General features: G+C 74.1%; 15 protein-coding genes. 5 read left to right on the forward strand and 10 right to left on the reverse strand.

Translation table 11 applies throughout. The features are described 5' to 3' along the window. Positions 1-45 precede the first annotated feature (45 nt). Positions 46-1257, reverse strand: coding sequence for an aminotransferase-like domain-containing protein (locus PATMI_RS0117420; protein WP_026911796.1), 1212 nt, complete (start codon positions 1255-1257; stop codon positions 46-48). 116 nt (positions 1258-1373) lie between these two features. Between PATMI_RS0117420 and PATMI_RS0117425 the strand changes: the two genes are divergently transcribed. Beyond that, the gene (locus PATMI_RS0117425; protein WP_026911797.1) at positions 1374-2066 is read left to right on the forward strand and encodes a glutathione S-transferase family protein; all 693 of its coding nucleotides are present in this window, start codon (positions 1374-1376) and stop codon (positions 2064-2066) included. A gap of 19 nt (positions 2067-2085) precedes the next feature. Here PATMI_RS0117425 and efeB read toward each other — a convergent pair whose 3' ends face one another. The 3 genes from efeB to efeU are packed head-to-tail and all read right to left on the reverse strand — an operon-like array spanning position 2086 to position 5422. Further along, entirely contained in the window at positions 2086-3387 is a 1302-nt protein-coding gene (gene efeB, locus PATMI_RS0117430) for an iron uptake transporter deferrochelatase/peroxidase subunit (RefSeq protein WP_026911798.1), read from the reverse strand. Between the two features lie 5 nt (positions 3388-3392). After that, positions 3393-4538 (reverse strand): iron uptake system protein EfeO, encoded by a 1146-nt coding sequence (efeO, locus tag PATMI_RS0117435; protein WP_026911799.1) that lies wholly within the window; start codon positions 4536-4538, stop codon positions 3393-3395. After that, complete coding sequence (gene efeU / locus PATMI_RS0117440; protein ID WP_051471936.1) at positions 4535-5422, reverse strand: iron uptake transporter permease EfeU; 888 nt, start codon at positions 5420-5422, stop codon at positions 4535-4537. The genes efeO and efeU overlap by 4 nt, the downstream gene beginning before the upstream one ends. A 214-nt stretch (positions 5423-5636) precedes the next feature. On the opposite strand from efeU, the gene PATMI_RS0117445 reads away from it, so the two are divergent. The 3 genes from PATMI_RS0117445 to PATMI_RS34930 all read left to right on the forward strand — a co-directional run bounded on the left by PATMI_RS0117445 (position 5637) and on the right by PATMI_RS34930 (position 9492). Beyond that, entirely contained in the window at positions 5637-6380 is a 744-nt protein-coding gene (locus PATMI_RS0117445; protein WP_026911801.1) for an HAD family hydrolase, read from the forward strand. Then, entirely contained in the window at positions 6377-8818 is a 2442-nt protein-coding gene (locus tag PATMI_RS0117450) for a glycoside hydrolase family 65 protein (protein ID WP_026911802.1), read from the forward strand. Before PATMI_RS0117445 ends, PATMI_RS0117450 begins: the two co-directional genes overlap by 4 nt. 68 nt (positions 8819-8886) lie before the next feature. After that, positions 8887-9492 (forward strand): MBL fold metallo-hydrolase, encoded by a 606-nt coding sequence (locus PATMI_RS34930; protein ID WP_051471938.1) that lies wholly within the window; start codon positions 8887-8889, stop codon positions 9490-9492. A gap of 6 nt (positions 9493-9498) precedes the next feature. Here PATMI_RS34930 and PATMI_RS0117460 read toward each other — a convergent pair whose 3' ends face one another. Both PATMI_RS0117460 and ggt read right to left on the reverse strand, forming a co-directional pair. Further along, the gene (locus PATMI_RS0117460; protein WP_051471940.1) at positions 9499-10032 is read right to left on the reverse strand and encodes a ribonuclease H family protein; all 534 of its coding nucleotides are present in this window, start codon (positions 10030-10032) and stop codon (positions 9499-9501) included. Positions 10033-10080: 48 nt separating this feature from the next. Next, a complete protein-coding gene (ggt, locus tag PATMI_RS0117465) occupies positions 10081-11895 on the reverse strand; it encodes a gamma-glutamyltransferase (protein ID WP_026911804.1) in 1815 nt (604 codons plus the stop codon). 69 nt (positions 11896-11964) lie between these two features. Between ggt and PATMI_RS0117470 the strand changes: the two genes are divergently transcribed. Beyond that, complete coding sequence (locus PATMI_RS0117470; protein ID WP_026911805.1) at positions 11965-12225, forward strand: hypothetical protein; 261 nt, start codon at positions 11965-11967, stop codon at positions 12223-12225. Between the two features lie 33 nt (positions 12226-12258). On the opposite strand, the gene PATMI_RS0117475 is transcribed toward PATMI_RS0117470, so the two are convergent. From PATMI_RS0117475 to PATMI_RS0117490, 4 genes are all read right to left on the reverse strand, one after another. Next, positions 12259-12567 (reverse strand): hypothetical protein, encoded by a 309-nt coding sequence (locus tag PATMI_RS0117475; protein WP_026911806.1) that lies wholly within the window; start codon positions 12565-12567, stop codon positions 12259-12261. Then, positions 12564-12866 (reverse strand): hypothetical protein, encoded by a 303-nt coding sequence (locus tag PATMI_RS0117480; RefSeq protein ID WP_026911807.1) that lies wholly within the window; start codon positions 12864-12866, stop codon positions 12564-12566. The genes PATMI_RS0117475 and PATMI_RS0117480 overlap by 4 nt, the downstream gene beginning before the upstream one ends. Positions 12867-12989: 123 nt before the next feature. Continuing rightward, a complete protein-coding gene (gene mptB, locus PATMI_RS0117485; RefSeq protein ID WP_157260829.1) occupies positions 12990-14378 on the reverse strand; it encodes a polyprenol phosphomannose-dependent alpha 1,6 mannosyltransferase MptB in 1389 nt (462 codons plus the stop codon). A 556-nt stretch (positions 14379-14934) separates the two neighbouring features. After that, positions 14935-16740, reverse strand: a complete 1806-nt coding sequence (locus PATMI_RS0117490) for an adenylate/guanylate cyclase domain-containing protein (RefSeq protein ID WP_026911809.1) — start codon at positions 16738-16740, stop codon at positions 14935-14937. Between the last annotated feature and the right edge of the window lie 81 nt (positions 16741-16821).

The raw sequence follows: 16821 nt of genomic DNA on the forward strand, positions 1-16821 counted from the left end.
GTCGCGGCGCCCGCCGGGGACCGCGACTGACGGCGCAGGGCTCGGTCAGCGCCCGGCCGCGTCCGCGAACGCGTCCTTCAGTCGCCCCATCCCCGTGCGGATCTCGGCCGGGTCGTGGGTGGTGAACGACAGCCGCAGCGTGCGGGGGTCCGGGGTCGTCGCGTAGAACGGCGCGCCCGGGACGTAGGCGACCTGCCGGGCGATCGCCGCGGGGAGGATCGCCGTCGCGTCCAGGCCCTCCGGCAGGCGCGCCCAGATGAACATCCCGCCCTCGGGCCGGTTGAAGGTCGACCCCTCGGGCAGGGTGCCCGGCAGCAGCGCGAGCATCGCGTCGCGCCGCTCGCGGTAGACGTCGCGGAGCCGGTCGAGGTGCGCGTCGAGGTCCACGTGCGCCAACCAGAGCGCGGTCGCGGCCTGGTCGATCGTCGAGCTGTGGAGGTCCGCCGCCTGCTTGGCGATCGTCAGCGGGCGACGGAGGAGGGCGGGCGTCCGGACCCAGCCGATGCGGAGTCCCGGTGCCGCGACCTTCGACAGGGTCGACAGCGCGAGCGTGCGCTCGGCCGCGCCGGGGATCGAGGCCAGCGGGGTCGAGGCCTCGCCGGCGTACCGCAGCTCGCCGTACGGGTCGTCCTCGATCGCCCAGAGGCCGGTGCGCTCCATCACGGCGGCGAGCTGCACGCGGCGCTCCTCGCTCAGCGTGCGACCCGTCGGGTTGTGGAACGTCGGCACCACGTAGAGGAGCTTCGGCCGGTGCTCGGCCACGAGCCGCTCGACCGCCGCCGGGTCGATGCCGTCCTCGTCGCACGGCACGGGGACGGGGATCGCGCCGGCGAGCTGGAACGCCTGCAGGGCCGCCAGGTAGCTGGGGTCCTCGACGAGGATCCGGTCGCCGGGCTCCAGGAAGACCGTCGCGATCAGCGTCAGCGCCTGTTGCGACCCGCTCGTGATCAGCACGTCGTCCGGACCGGTCGGCAGTCCGCGGACGCTCAGGCGGTCGGCGACGCGGCGTCGCAGCTCGGGGTCGCCCTCCGTCGTGGAGTACTGGAGCGACCGGCCCGCGCTGCGCGGCTCCAGCGCCGCGGCGTACGCGGCCGCGATGCCCTGGTGGTCGAAGAGCTCCGGGGCGGGGAGCCCGCCGGCGAACGACAGGACGCCGGGCTTCTCGGTCAGCGCCAGGATCTCGCGTACCGGCGAGCTCGCGACCCCGCGCAGGCGCGCGGCGACGGGAGCTTCAGGACCGGGGGGCGTGACCGTCATCACCCCGCAGGATACGGGGGGAGCCGGCCCGGCGGTCCCCCGACCCTTGGCCGATGCAAGAACTTCTGGCGCGGCGGCATCGATGAGTCCGCGGTCCCCGGACGGTCCGTGCCCCGATGACCGCTCCGCACCTCGTCCTCCACCAGCACCCGTTCGCCTCGTTCTGCCAGAAGGCCGTGATCGCGCTGTACGAGCTCGACCTGCCCTTCGAGACCGCGCTGATCGACGGGCCCGAGGCCCACGCCGAGATGGTGGCGCTCTGGCCGACCGGGAAGATGCCGGTCCTCCGCGACGACGGAGTGGACGCGACGGTCGGCGAGTCCACGACCGTGATCGAGTACGCCGACGGGATCGCCGCAGGCGGGCCGCGACTCGTTCCCGCGGATCCCGGGGCGGCACTGACGGTGCGGATGTGGGACCGCTTCTTCGACCACTACGTCCAGGTCCCGATGCAGAAGGTCGTCGCCGACGCGCTGCGGCCTGAGGGCTCCGAGGACCCCTTCGGCGTCGCCGAGGCCCGGGAGACCCTCGACGCGTCGTACGTCACCCTCGACGACCGGCTCGCCGGGATCCCGTGGGCGGCGGGGGACGCGTTCTCGATGGCCGACTGCGCCGCCGCGCCGGCGCTCTTCTACGCCCGCATCGTGCATCCCTGGGACGAGGCCGCCCGTCCGCACCTGACGCGCTACTACCGCGACCTCGTCCACCGCCCGTCGGTGCTGCGCTCGATCGACGACGCCCGCCCGTTCCGCGGCGTCTTCCCGCTGCCGTGGCCCGACGACGCGGACGCGCACCAGCCGGCGCGCTGAGCGACCGCCGAGCGGGGCGCTACCGGAAGAGGCCCTCGCCGATGCACCCGCCGGGACGGATCCCCGGCGGCACGGCGAAGAGGCCGGAGCCCGTGTGCTGGATGTACTCCATGAGCGCGTCGCCGACGCCGAGCTTGCGCTGGATCGCCACGAACTGCCGGTGCGGGTCCTGCTGGAAGGCGATGAAGAACAGGCCCGCGTCGAGCTGGTTCGTGCGCGGGTCGACGCCGTCGGTGTAGGAGTAGCCGCGGCGCAGGATGTGCTGGCCGTCGTTGATCTCCGGCGACGCGAGGCGGATGTGGGCGTCGGGCGGGATCACGGTGACGCCGTCGCTGCCCTTGATGTCGAGGTCGACGGTGTCGAACTCCTTCGTGCCCGTGAGCGGCGCGCCGGAGACCTTGGAGCGCCCGAAGACGGCCTCCTGGTCCGCGAGGCGGTCGCGGTCCCACGTCTCGATGAACATGCGGATCCGGCGGGCGACGAGGTACGAGCCGCCCCGGAACCACTCCTGGGGCTCCTCGCGGCCGACCCAGACGAAGCGGTCCATGCCCGTCGTGTCCTCGGCACGGAGGTTGTTCGTGCCGTCCTTGAAGCCCATGAGGTTGCGCGGCGTGGCCTGCCCGCGCGTCGTCGACGAGGTGCGCCCGAAGCCCAGCTGGGTCCACCGCAGCGTCGCGGACCCGAACGCGATGCGCGCGAGGTTGCGCACGGCGTGGAAGGCGACCTGGGGGTCGTTCGAGCACGCCTGGACGCAGAGGTCGCCGCCGGTGCGGGCCGGGTCGAGCTGGTCGCCCGGCAGGTCGCCGAGCGGCTTCAGCGCGCTCGGGCGCCTGGACCGCAGGCCGAAGCGGTCCTTCCCGTCCTTCTCGAAGACGTCCGGGCCGATGCCGAACGTGATCGTCAGCTGGGCGGCGGGCAGCCCGGCGGCCTCGCCGGTGTCCTCGGGCGGCGTCTGCGGGTGGCCGGCGACGGCACCGGTCGGCCGACCCGCGCACATGAGCTCGGCGGCCCGCGTCCACTCGCGGAGGAGGTCGCGGAGCTCGGCGGCGGTCTCGATCGTGAGGTCGAACGCGCCGAAGGCGAGGCGGTCCTGCGCGGGGGTGGCGATGCCGGCCTGGTGCTCGCCGTGGAACGGGACGGCGTCCTGCGCGGCGCCGCCGCCGGTGTCGGCGTCCGCCTGCCCGGTGGCGTAGCCCGCGCCGCCGGCGGCGGCCAGCCCGAGCAGTCCGCCGCCGGTGAACAGCGCGCGGCGGCGGGTCATGCCGCGGCGCGGGGTGCTCTCGCCCCCCTTGGCCGTGCCCTCGTCGCCGCGCTCCGCCATGCGGGCTACTCCAGCACCTTGCCGGCGACCAGGGACAGCGGGTCGGCCAACGCGTTGACCTGCGACGCGAACGTCTTCGTGTCCGCGGGCGTGAGCTCGTCGTAGAGCGCGAAGCCCAGCGGCGTGCTGCGCTTGTACTTGTCGAGCCCCTTCTGGACGGCGGCGAAACGCGGCTCGATCTGGTCGATCAGCGCCTGCTGCTTGCGGGCGACGAGCGCGGGCTTCAGGAGGTCGAACGCCTTCTTCGAGCCGTCGAGGTTGCCCTGGAAGTCGGAGAGGTCGGTGTGCGAGTAGCGGTCCTCCTCACCGGTGATCTTGCCGGACGAGACCTCGTTCAGGAGCTCGAGCGCGCCGTTGGCGAGCTGGGCGGCCTGGAGGTCGATGTCCTTGATCTTCGCGTCGAGCGTCGCGACGTCGTCGACGAGTTTCGTCGCGTACGCCTTCGTGCCCTTGGTGGTGTTCTTCTGCCACAGGATCTGCTCGATCTTGTGGAAGCCGGTCCACTCGTCCTTGTCGGCGACGTCGTTGACGCGGGCGTCGATCTTCGGGTCGAGGTCGCCGAACGCCTCGGCGACGGGCTCGATCCGCTCGTACGGCAGGCGGGCGGGACCGAAGAGGTCCTTGGCGGCCTTCAGGTCGCCGTCGCGCAGTGCCGCGGCGAACCTGTCGACGCGCTTGACGAGCTCGTCGGACTGCTCCTGGACGTACGCGTTGTAGTCCGCGACGGCCTTCGTGAGGGCCGGGTCGGTCGGGCCCTTCGCCGCTGCGGCGCCGGTCACCGTGAGCTTGCCGGGCGTCCGCTCGGTGTCGCCGGGGCTGGCGCAGTAGACGACGTAGTCCCCGGCGTCGAGCTGCAGGGAGAAGTCGCCCGAGAGGCCCGGGGTCAGGTTCTCGCGCTCGCCGAGGATGATGCCGTCCTTGTTCTTCAGCTCGACCTCGGTGGTCTTGCCGGTGCCGTTGTTGACGGCCTCGAAGCGCACCTTGCCGGCCGGGGCCTCCAGCGCGCTCGGCGAGCAGCCCTTGTCCGTGAGCTCGACCTTGAGGTTCGTGGCGTTCGGGTCGTCCTTGTCGTCGCTGCCGCAGGCCGTGAGTCCGAGCGACGCCGTGACGGCGGCGGCGACGGCCAATGAACGTGGGGTGCTGCGGGTCATGCGGGGACCTCGGACTCGGTGCGGGGGTTCGTGGCGCGCGGACGTCCCGCGGGCCAGAGGACGAAGGCGAGCATCGGGAGGGCATAGACGAGCCAGCCGATCGTCTCGACGTAGCTGGGACGCGGCTGGATGCCGAACAGGCCGGTGACGAGCCCGGAGAAGATGTTGTCCTGATCCGGCGAGACGACGGCCGACAGGTCGAGCCCCGGGAACTGCTCCTGCCCGAAGTTGACCCAGCCCGCCTCGTGCGCCGTGTGCATCGCGCCGGCGACGAGGCCCGCGGCGATGATCACGAGGAAGACCGCCGTGAAGCGGAAGAACTTCGTGAGGTTGAGCTTCACGCCGCCGCGGTAGATGCCCCAGCCGATCGCGCAGGCGATGATGATGCCGACGAGCGCCCCGGCCGAGGCGTTGAAGGTCGAGATCTGCGACGAGTCCAGCTGGAACTGGGCGACGAGGAAGAACGCGGTCTCGACGCCCTCGCGCAGCACGGCGAGGAACGCCATGCCGACGAGGCCGAACGCCGACCCGGCGGCGAGCGCGCTCGCCGCGGACGTCCTGAGCGTCGTGCTCATCGTCCGCGCGTTCTTGCGCATCCACAGGATCATGCCGGTCACCATCACGACGGCGACCAGGGCGATCACGGTCTCGAGCTGCTCCTGCTGCTTCTGGGGGAGCTGCTCGTTGACGGCGTGGAGGGTCACGGCGACGCCGAGGGAGATCGCGACGGCGGCCAGGACGCCCAGCCACATCCAGCGCAGTGCGTCCTTGCGGCCTTCCTGGACGAGGAACGCGGCGATGATGCCGACGATCAGCGACGCCTCGACCCCCTCGCGGAGCCCGGTCACGAACTGGACGGTGGGGAGGGCGGCGGTGATGATCATGGGGTTCTGCTTCGGGCGCCCTTCAGTTCGGGCTCCCTACGCGACTGCAGGACGCTAGCACCGTGGGTTCGGGTCGCCAACTGTTGGCGCGTAGGCAGCTTCGAGCGCTCTGGCGCGCCATTGCGTACGCCGTTGGGAGCCCGATGGTGCGCGCCGGGGACGCCGTGCGCCCGCAGCACTCGGATTCGCGATCCGCATATGACACGCTCGGTCCATGACCCAGCTCCCCGACGGGGTCCGTGCCTGCCTGTTCGACATGGACGGCGTGCTGACCGACACGGCGCGGATCCACGCCGCCGCCTGGCAGGCCGCCTTCGACGCGTTCCTGGAGGACCGGGCGTCGGGGACGCACGGCGACGACGAGGACCTGCGGCCCTTCGACGTCGACGCCGACTACCGGGCGCACGTCGACGGCCTGCCGCGCGAGGACGGCGTCCGGGCGTTCCTGGCGTCCCGCGGGATCGAGGTCCCGGACGGCTCCGACGACGACCCGGCCGGCGCGCCGACCATCGCGGGGATCGCGACCGCGAAGAACGACCGCGTCGGGCCGATGATCGACGAGCAGGGCGTCGAGCTCTACCCCGGCACCGTCGTGCTCCTCGACGCGCTGCGGGCGGAGGGGACGCCGTGCGCCGTCGTCTCGTCCAGCGCGAACACGCGGCACGTGCTGGAGGCCGCGGGCGCCCTGGACCGCTTCGACGTGATCGTCGACGGCACCGCGCTGAAGCCCCGGGACCTCCGTGGCAAGCCGGCGCCCGACACGTTCCTCGCCGCCGCGCAGGACCTCGGGGTCGCGGCGAACGACGCCGCGGTCTTCGAGGACGCGCTGTCCGGCGTCGAGGCGGGCCGCGCCGGCGGCTTCGGCCTCGTCGTCGGCGTCGACCGCGTCGGGCACGCCGACGCGCTGCGCGAGCACGGCGCCGACCGCGTCGTCCAGGACCTGGCGGAGCTCGCATGATCGGCCACGACGTCATCCCCGTCGAGCCCTGGGGCGTGCGGGAGACGCGCCTGGACCTCGACCTCCTCCCGGAGACGGAGTCGGTGTTCGCGCTGGCCAACGGGCACCTCGGGCTGCGGGGCAACCTCGACGAGGGCGAGCCGCGCGGGTCCAGCGGCACGTACCTGGGCGGCGTCTACGAGTCCTATCCGCTCGAGTACGGCGAGATCGGCTACGGGTTCCCCGAGGACGGCCAGGCGGTCGTCGACGTCACCGACGGCAAGATCATCCGGCTGCTGGTCGACGACGAGCCGCTGGACGTCCACCGCGGTCGGCTGGACGAGCACGAGCGGTTCCTCGACTTCCGCACCGGGGTGCTGGAGCGCACGATGCGGTGGACGTCGGAGGCCGGGCGCTCGGTCCGCGTCCGCTCGCGGCGGCTCGTGTCCTTCGACCAGCGCAGCGTCGTCGCGATCCGCTTCGAGGTCGAGGCCGACGACGGGCAGCCCGTCCGCGTCGCGCTGCAGTCCAACCTGCTGGCCAACCAGGCGCCGCAGGAGCGCGCGAACGTCGACCCGCGCTCGGCGTCGGAGCTCCGCAACGTGCTGGAGCCGCGCCTGGCGACGCGGCACGACCACCGCGTCGTCCTCGCGCACACGACGCGGCGCAGCGGCATCTCGCTCGCCGCGGGGATGGATCACGAGATCGAGGTCGAGGACCACCCGAAGTCGCTCACCCAGGTCGACGACGACCTCGGCCGCGTGACCGTCTCGGCGCTTCTCGAGCCGGGCAAGCCGCTGGTCCTGACGAAGTACCTGTCGTACCACTGGTCGTCGCAGCAGTCGGTCGAGTGGCTGCGCGACCAGGTCGACGCCAGCCTGGAGAGCGCGCTGGCGGAGGGCTTCGACGGGCTCGTCGAGTCCCAGACCCGCGAGCTCGACGCGTGGTGGAAGGTCGCCGACGTCGAGCTCGAGGGCGACGACGAGGTCCAGCAGGGCCTGCGGTTCGCGCTGTTCCAGATGCTCCAGGCGTCCGCGCGCGCCGAGACGCAGCCGATCCCCGGCAAGGGCCTCACCGGCTCGGGCTACGACGGCCACGCGTTCTGGGACACCGAGGCGTTCGTCCTGCCGGTGCTCACGTACTCGCGGCCGGACCTCGTCCGCCACGCGCTGCGGTGGCGCCACGACACGCTGCCGCAGGCGAAGGAGCGCGCCGCCCAGCTGGGGCTGCACGGCGCCTCCTACCCGTGGCGGACGATCCACGGCGAGGAGTGCTCCGGCTACTGGCCCGCGGGCACCGCGGCGTTCCACGTCAACGCGGCGATCGCGGACGCGGTCCGCCGGTACGTGCTGGCCACCGACGACCGCGCGTTCGAGCGCGACTACGGGGCGGAGCTCCTGATCGAGACCGCCCGCCTCTGGGCGAGCCTCGGCCACCACGCGCACGACGGCAGCTTCCGGATCGACGGGGTGACGGGCCCCGACGAGTACTCGGCGCTCGTCGACGACAACGTCTACACGAACCTCATGGCGCAGGCGAACCTGCTGGCCGCCGCCGACGCCGTCGAGCGTCACGTCGACGTGGCGCGCGACAAGCGGGTCCACGACGACGAGGTCGCCGCGTGGCGGACCGCGGCCCACGCGATGTTCGTGCCGTACGACGAGCGGCTCGGCGTCCACCCGCAGGACCAGGACTTCCTCCAGCACGCCCGGTGGGACTTCGAGGCCACGCCGGCGGAGGACTACCCGCTGCTGCTCACGCACCCGTACTTCACGCTCTACCGGACGCAGGTCGTCAAGCAGGCGGACCTCGTCCTCGCCCTCTTCAAGCGCGGCGACGCGTTCACCGCGGAGGAGAAGCGGCGCGACTTCGAGTACTACGAGGGCCTGACCGTCCGCGACTCGTCGCTCTCCGCCGGGGTGCAGGCCGTGATCGCGGCCGAGGTCGGGCATCTCGACCTGGCGCACGACTACCTCGCCGAGGCGGCGCTGACCGATCTGCGCGACCTCCGGGGCGACTCCGACAACGGGCTGCACATCGCGTCGCTCGCCGGGGCGCTGACCGCCGTCACCAGCGGCTTCGGCGGCCTCAGGGACCACGGCGACCACCTGGAGTTCTCGCCGCGCCTGCCGGCCGCGCTGCCGCGCCTGAAGTTCCCGATCGTCTGGCGCGGGCTGCGGCTCTGCGTCGAGATCACCCCCGACGAGGCGTGCTACACGCTGGACGCCCTGGACGACGCCGCACCGGGGGAGAACGGGGACGGCGCCGACGGGACGCCCGAGGGCGTCGACCAGGACGAGATCGTGATGCGGCTGTCGCACTGGGGCGACGACTTCGAGCTGCGCCCGGGCCAGGAGGAGCGCCGCAGCATCGAGCCCGCGCCGGACCTCCGGCGCCCGCTCCAGCCCGAGGGCCGGGCGCCACGGCGGCGGGACCCGGACGCCGAGGGCGGACGCTGAGCGGCGCCGCCTGCCGGCGGCCGGTCCGGGCGGGGGATGGGCGGCCGACCCCGGGGTAGCCACCCGCAATGCGCGAGATCACCGAGGGCATCGTCCACTGGACCGCGGAGCACCCGAACATCGGACAGCGCGTCTCGTCGTACCTCGTCGTGCCGTCGGCGACGCTGATCGACCCGCTGCTGCCCGACGAGGGGGTCGACGGGATCCGCGGGTTCGTGCGCCCCGACCGCATCGTCCTCACCAACCGCCACCACGTCCGCGACGTGCAGGCGCTCGTCGACGCGTTCGGCTGCAGCGTCCACGTGCACGAGAAGGGCACGGCGCCGTTCCAGGACCTCGGCGTGTCGCCGCGGCCGTTCGCCTTCGGGGACGAGGTCGCGCCGGGCATCACGGCGCTCGAGGTCGGCTCGATCACCCCCGAGGAGACCGCCCTGCGGATCGACGTCGGCGACGGGGCGCTGGCCTTCGCCGACGGGTTCCTGAACGACGGCGGGCGGATCGGGTTCATGCCCGACGGCCTGCTCGGCGAGGACCCCGAGCTCGTCAAGAAGGGCCTGCGCCTCGCCGCCGCCCGCCTGCTCGACGAGCGGTTCGCGACGCTGCTCTTCGCCCACGGCGACCCGATCGTCGGCGACGGGCGCGAGGCGCTGCAGGCCGTGTCGGTCCCCGCGTAGCCCCGGTCAGGCCTGCGCGGCGGCCGCGGCGACCGCGAGCTGGTCGGCGCGGTCGTTGAACGCCTTGTGGGCGTGCTCCGCACCGGTCTCGTGGCCCCGGACCCAGTGCCAGCGGACCTGGGCGTGGCGGCCGATCTCCTCGTCGAGCGCCTTGACGAGGTCCTGGTTCTTGACCGGGTCACCGCCGGCGGTCTTCCAGCCCTTGCGCTTCCAGCCGGTGATCCACTGGGTCATCGAGTTCAGCATCAGCTGCGAGTCGGTGACGATGCAGACCGTCGAGCCGTCGGGGAGCGACCGCAGGCCGAACAGCGCCGCCGAGTACTCCATGCGGTTGTTCGTCGTCTGCGGCTCGCCGCCGGAGAGCTCCACCGGCGGCAGACCGGACTCCGCGGGCGGGACGACGATCGCGCCCCAGCCGCCCGGTCCCGGGTTGCCCTTGCACGCCCCGTCGGTCCAGATCAGCGTCTCGCCCGGCTGCTGCTCCACGGGCGTCTCGACGATCTTCTTGGCGGCGGGGCGGCGACGGCGGGCGGGCGGCATCGGTCGCGGAGACTACGGAATGTCGCGCGGGCCCCGCCCCGAGCGGCATCATCTCCGGGGTGTCACCACCCCGGCCGAGCCGCCACCGCGCCGCTCGGGCTCGGCGACGGCCTGCCAGGCGCCGCCGGTCGACCGCTCCAGCGCGGCGACGGCGCCGATCTCCGGGTCGGGGGAGAACGTCGGCGGCGCCTCGACGAACGCGTGACCGATCGCCTCGAGACCCTGACGCTCGGGCGAGGCCAGGAACGCGGGCTCGGCCTCCGTCGTCGCGGCGTTGCGCTGCGACAGCCGGGGTGCGGCCACGGCGTCGGGCAGGCTCATCCCTCCGTCGATGCGGTTGAGGATGGTCTGGAGGACCGTGGTGATGATCGTCGCGCCGCCCGGGCTGCCGACGGCGATCCACGGCTTCCCCTTCTTGAGGATCAGCGTCGGGCTCATCGAGCTGCGCGGGCGCTTGCCCGGGCCCGGCAGGTTCGGGTCGGTCGACGCGTCCAGGCCGGTGCCCGGTGCGGGGTCGAAGTCCGTGAGCTCGTTGTTGAGCAGGAACCCGCGGCCCGGCACGACGATGCCGGAGCCGCCCGTCTGCTCGATGGTCAGGGTGTAGGAGACGACGTTGCCCCAGCGGTCCGACGTCACGAGGTGGGTGGTCGACGCGCCCTCGCGCTCGGCCGCGCCGCCCTTCGGGGCCACGGACCCGCACGTGGGGTTCGCGGGGTCGCCCGCCGTCGCCGGGTTCGCCAGCGAGCTCCCGGGCTGCACGAGGCACGCCCGGCTCCTCGCGTAGGCCGGTGAGATCAGCCGCCCGCGGGGCACGGTCTCGCGGGTGTCGTCTCCGACCCAGCGGTTGCGGTCGGCGAACGCCAGGCGGCTGGCCTCGAGGTAGCGGTGGAGGTTCTGGACGCGTGCGCCGGCGGGGTTGCCGAGCGCCTCGACGATGTTCAGGGCCTCGGCCACCGCGATGCCGCCCGACGAGCTCGGCGGCATGCCGAGCACGTCGAGGCCGCGGAAGGTGCTGCGCACGGCCCCGCGGCGGCGGACCGCGTAGTCGCGCAGGTCCTTCGTGGCCATGCCGCCCTTGAGGACGGTGCCCTTCGTGACGGGCGGCCTCCGGGACGTGCGCACGACGTCTCGGCCGAGGGGACCGTCGTAGAGCGCGGACGCCCCGTCGCGGGCCAGCAGGCGGTAGGTGTCGGCGAGATCCGGGTTCTTCAGCGTCCGGCCGACGGGGGTGGGCTTCCCGCCGGGCAGGAAGAGCTTCCGCGTCGACGAGAACCGGGCGAAGCGCTCCTGGTTCTGCACGGTCTGGTCGCGGAACGTCTTGTCGACCGTGAAGCCCGTCGCGGCCAGGTGGGCCGCGGGGCCGAGGTTGTTCGCCAGCGTCTTCCGGCCGTAGCGGCGCGTCGCCTCGGACCACAGCGCCGGGGTTCCCGGGACGCCGACGGAGAGCCCGCTCGTGACGAGGTCGTCGAACGGTCGGGGCTTGCCGGTGGCGGGGTCGAGGAAGCTGTCCTCCCGCATGCTGCTCGGCGCGGTCTCACGGCCGTCGAGCGTGACCGCCTTCCCCTGCTTCGCGTCCCACAGCACCATGTAGCCGCCGCCGCCGACACCGGCGGAGTACGGCTCGGTGACGCCGAGCGCCGCGGCGGTCGCCACCGCGGCGTCGACGGCGTTGCCGCCGCGCCGCAGGACGCGGACGCCGGCCTGCGTGGCCTCGGCGTCGACCGACGCGACCGCACCGCCGGTGCCGACGGCGATCGCCGGGCGATCGGCGTCCGCGCCGGGGGCGGCGAGGGCGAGCAGGGCGGCACCGGCGAGCGGTGGGAGCGCGCCGCGGAGATGGCGGGGACGGAGGCGGGGGACCATCGCAGCCGCCTACCCCGATGCCGCCCGGTCGTACCGCGCCGGAGCCCGCCGTGGTGCGACCCTTCCCGGATGCCCGACGAGCGCCAGGACGTCCTCACCGCCTTCGTCGCCTTCGCCACGGAGTACGGCGACGGGCCGTTCGCGACGGCGGTCGCCGGATCCTCGCCGCGCCTCGAGGACGTCGCCAACGGCACCGTGGTCGTGCTGTCGCCGGCCGACGTGCCGACCCGGAAGTTCCTGCTCGAGGCCGTCAACCGGAAGAACCTCGACGACGCGGTCGACCTCGCGAAGGCGACCGGCTGGCGGATCGACCCGCCGCGCCCGGCCTGAACGGCGGTCCGCGACGGGCGCGACCGCGGGGACTCAGTCCTCCTCGGGCTCTTGGTGCACGAGCCCGGCGAGGGTCTCCTCGGCGACGAGCTGGGCGTCGTCGCCGTCGATCGTGCGGATCGCGATCGCGCCGTCCGCCTCCACGGGGGTCTTCGTGGCGATGGTCGAGAGGGCGCCGATCGCCGCGTCGAGGCCGAGGAACTCCGCCCACCGGCGCGCCAGGGCCCGGTGCCGGGCGCGCTCCTCCTCGTCGAGCGCGGACCAGTCCGAGCCGTAGGCGACGGCGGAGGTCCGCGCCGCCCGTTCGACGGCGCGGGCCAGGAGCTCGTGCTGCGTGCTCATGCGGGACCGTCGGGGGCGGGCCCGGCGGACGACTCCGCCACCTGCGCGCCGGGCGGGACCGGCGCGTCGGGCCAGTCCGCGAGGCAGCGGTACACGAGCGTCTCGGCGTCGTCCGCGGACTCCACCTGGTAGAGCCGCTCCTCGGGGCAGTCCTCCGGCCGCTCGATCCACAGCCGCGCGAAGAACGTCTCGTCCGGACCGGGCACCTGCACGTACGGCAGGCGGTGGGCCATGACGTGCGTCTCGCCGTCGAGGGGACCACCGACGAAGCGGGCGTTGATCGGTTCCGGCGTGATCACGCCCCGAATCGTGCCACGACCGCGAGCCCCGCGGCGGCCTGCGGCCGGAGGTGGCGCGATGCCGCTCGCCCGGGGCGGTCGGGCCGGGGGCCGGGCAGGCGCGCGAACGGCCGCGCCGCACCGTCAGAGGGGCCCGCGCCCGGCGGTCTGCATCCCGACGAAGAGGACGGTGAGGAGCACGACGGCCGCGGCGGTGGTGCGCCGCGGGCGCGCGGCGGCCAGGGGCAGCGCCCACACGGCGTACCAGGCGAAGCTCGTGCCGGCGGTGGCGACGACCAGCGCCGTCGCGATCGCGGCCCCCGTCGTCCACGGGATGCGGCGCAGCGCCGTCGCGACGAGCAGCAGCACGGCGACCACGCCTGCGCCGATCAGCAGTCCGCGGAACGTCGCGTCGGACGGGACCCCGGACCCCAGGCGCGACGCGACGTACGCCGGGACGCTGTGCCGGTGGCCGTCGGCGGTGTGGGTCCCGATCAGCCCGGTCGCCCGGAACGGAGCGGTGCCGAACGCCACGAGGGTGCCGGCGAGCACGACGACCGTCGTCCCGACGACGCCGAGGAGGACCCGGGGCCGGCGCTCGCCGGCGAGGAGGAACGGCAGCGCCAGCCCGGCGGACAGCTTGATCGCGGGGGCGACGGTCGCCAGGGCCGCGCCGGCGACGTCGGTGCGGCGGGCGAGCAGCCAGAGCCCCGCGGCGAGCGGCAGGACCATCAGGACGTCGTTGTGCCCGCCGCCGACGCCGTACGCGAGGAGCAGCGGGTTCAGCCCGAGCAGCACCGCCGCCGCCGAGCCCGACCCGGGACGCTCGTCGGTGCGCCGGGCGGCCAGCGCGACGAACACGGTCGCCCCCGCCGCCGAGATCGCGGCCACGCCCTTCAGGGCCCACGCGGCGCCGAGCGTCCCGAGCGACGAGACCGCCGCCGAGAGCCCGGTGAAGACCGGTCCGTAGACCGTCGGCGTGTCGTACCAGTCGGGCGCCACGTACGGGAACGACGGGTCGCCGGCGATCGCCCGCGGCCCGGTGAGGTACGGGTCGATGCCGTGCTCGCCGAGCATCCGGCCGTAGGAGACGTAGCTGAAGAGGTCGGTCAGCGGTCGCGGCGGCGTGAGGGCCAGCAGGACGTCGAGGGCCACGACGACGAGGAGCAGGGGCAGGAGCCGCACGGACCGGGCGAACACCAGGGCGGCGACGTACGCGACGACGAGGATCCACAGCAGCGTGGCGTGGTCCGGCGAGTGGACGTGGGGGAGCCCCTGGAGCGGACCCCGGGGCATCGGGGCACCCGGGACGTGCTCGTGGTGGCGCAGGTGGCCGAGCGCGATGCCGACGGTCGCCAGCGCGGCGGTGAGGACGGCCAGGTGCCCGGCGACGGCCCGGGCGGCGGCAGTGGCGGGGCGTCCGCCGGGGCCCGCGATCCGCACGAGCGGGACGCGGGGGACGCCGGTGCCGGGGACGGTGGCCGAGGGGACGGGTGCGGCGGACGGCGGGTCGGGGGCTCCGGACGGCGACACGTCCGGGACGGACCGGTCGGATCCGCCGGCCGGAGTGGGGCGGGAGCCGGTCGCGAGCGGGGGCTGGTCGGTGGGCGAGGACACGTCGGAACGGGGGCGGGACGGACCGCCGCGGGTGCACGGTACGCCGCCGCGGACGGCCGCGCGGCGGTCGGGCGCGGGCACGTGGCGTGGGGCCGTGCGTCTGGCGTGGAGGCGCTCCCGAGGTGCCCGGAGGCGATGCGGACAGGGTCCCGCCCGACGGTGTCGCGGGGCGCGCCGTCCGGGCGGGGCCGACCCTGCGGTGTCGTGGGCGCGGCACGGGGCGAGGTCCGGCTGGCCCGGGGCGCTGGAACGACCGATCCGCCCGGCAGGAGCCGGACGGATCGGTGAGCTTGCGGGGTCGGGACGGGCGTTCGGCCTCGTCCGGTCCGGTGCGTGGGTGCGTGGTGCGAGGACGCGCCGCGGGGCGTGAACTCATCGGCCGGATCCCCGCTTCCGGGTCCCCTGCGCTGATGGATCCAGTATTCGCCAGCGCCGCCCGTGGGTCTCGGGCGTCCGTCACCGCGCGAGCGCGTCAGGCGTCACGTTCGGGGCGGGGTTCCGCGGTCAGCCCCGTCGCCCACACCTCGACGGTCCCGGCGCGGCCGCGGACCGGGACCGGGCCGAGCGGGTCGAGGCCGTCCCGGTCGTGCATCCGCTCGACCGTGCCGGCGGCGACGAGCACCGGCTGGCCGTGCTCCTTCGTCAGGCCCTCGAGCCGGGCGGCGACGTTCGCGGCGTCCCCGATCGCGGTGTACTCCATGCGGCGCTCGGACCCGACGTTGCCCGCCATCACCGGGCCGGACGCCACGCCGACGCCCATGCTGAGCCGGTGGTCGAGGCCGTCGGCGCGCAGGGCGGCGTGGCAGCGCTCGAGCGCCGGCCCGACCATCTCGCGCGCGCAGGCGACGGCGCGATCGGCGTGATCGGACTGCTCGAGCGGAGCGCCGAAGACCGCCATCAGCCCGTCGCCCCGATAGCCGACGAGCGTGCCACCGTGCGTGTCGACGCAGTCGCTCATCGCCCCGAGGAAGCGGTTCAGGACGGCGATTCCGCGCTCCGGCTCCAGGGTCTCGAGCATGGTGGTCGATCCCCGCAGGTCGCAGAACAGGATCGTCGTGTCCACCCGGACGCCGCCGAGTCGGACCTCGTCGTCGGTCCGCGCGAGCACGTCGTCGACGACGTCGGTGCTCACGAACCGCGAGAAGATCTCCCGCGTCCGCTGCCGCTCGACGGCCTCGAACGCGGCACCGGCGGCGACCGCCCCGAGGGTGCCGAGCCCGAGCGCGAGGAGCGGCTCAGCGACGGGGAGGACGCGGTTCGCCACGAAGGCGACCCAGGCGATCGCGAGGACGACGACCACGCCGACCGATGAGGCGAGCAACGTCGAGAAGCCGCCGCGACGGAGCGCGACCACAGGCGCGGCGGCGGCGGACAGGAGAGTCAGGAGCCACCCGAGCGGATCCCACGCGTCCCGCAGCGGCACCCCGCGCAGGACGGTCGCAACGGCGCCGGCCTGCACCTCGGGCCCCGATATCTGTCGTCCGGAGTCCATGGGAGTCGTCTGGACGTCCTTCAACGACGGCGCGGTGGCGCCCACGATCACGATCCGGCCCCGGAGCTTCGCCTCCTCGGCACGGACGTTCAGCTTCGCGGGGTTCGGTCGGCCGTCGACGAGCCTGTCGGGCAGCGACGCGTTCCTTCGGCGTCCGCGCTCGGTGAGGATCGAGAACGGCACCTCGGGGAAGATGCCCTCGCCGCCGGCCCAGTCGATCAGCGCCCGCCCACGGTCGAAGAGCGACGGTTCGACGGGTCGTCCGGTCGCACGCTCGGCGGTCACGACGGCGAAGCTCTTCAACCGGTCGTGCTCGCGTGCGAGTCGGCGCAGCACTCCGTCGCCGTCGACGTCGACCCGGACTCCTCCGACCCGGACCCCGAACCGCCGCTGGGTCTCGACGCCGCCGAGCACCCGGGTCGACCCGTCGTCGGCCGACGCGAGGCCGGCCAAGACCACCCGTGGAGCGTCTCCGACGGCCAGGACGAGCGCATCGTCGGCGTCCGGATCGTCAGAGGGCTCGGAGAACTCGACGTCGTAGGCGACGACCCGCGCCCGCAGCGCCGTCAGGCGTCGCAGCACCTCGGCGTGGTAGGTCCGGCTGAACGGGAAGCGCGGCAGGTCACCGCGGGTCCGGTCGTCGATCCCCACGATCGTGATCGGGATGGGGCCGCGGCGGTCCGGGTCGCTGCCCCGGACCGCGAACCGCACGTCGAGAGACGAGTGCTCGAGGTCATCGAGCGTGCCCGCTGCCGAGGCCGAGAACGCGATCGCCGCGGCGACCATGGCGATCGCCAGCAGGATCCGGGGGCGTGCCCTGGTCCCGCGGGTCCGACTCCGCGCGCCGTCCCGCGTCGGGCGGCGCGT

Origin of the sequence: Patulibacter minatonensis DSM 18081, from assembly GCF_000519325.1 — a bacterium.
Taxonomy (GTDB): domain Bacteria; phylum Actinomycetota; class Thermoleophilia; order Solirubrobacterales; family Solirubrobacteraceae; genus Patulibacter; species Patulibacter minatonensis.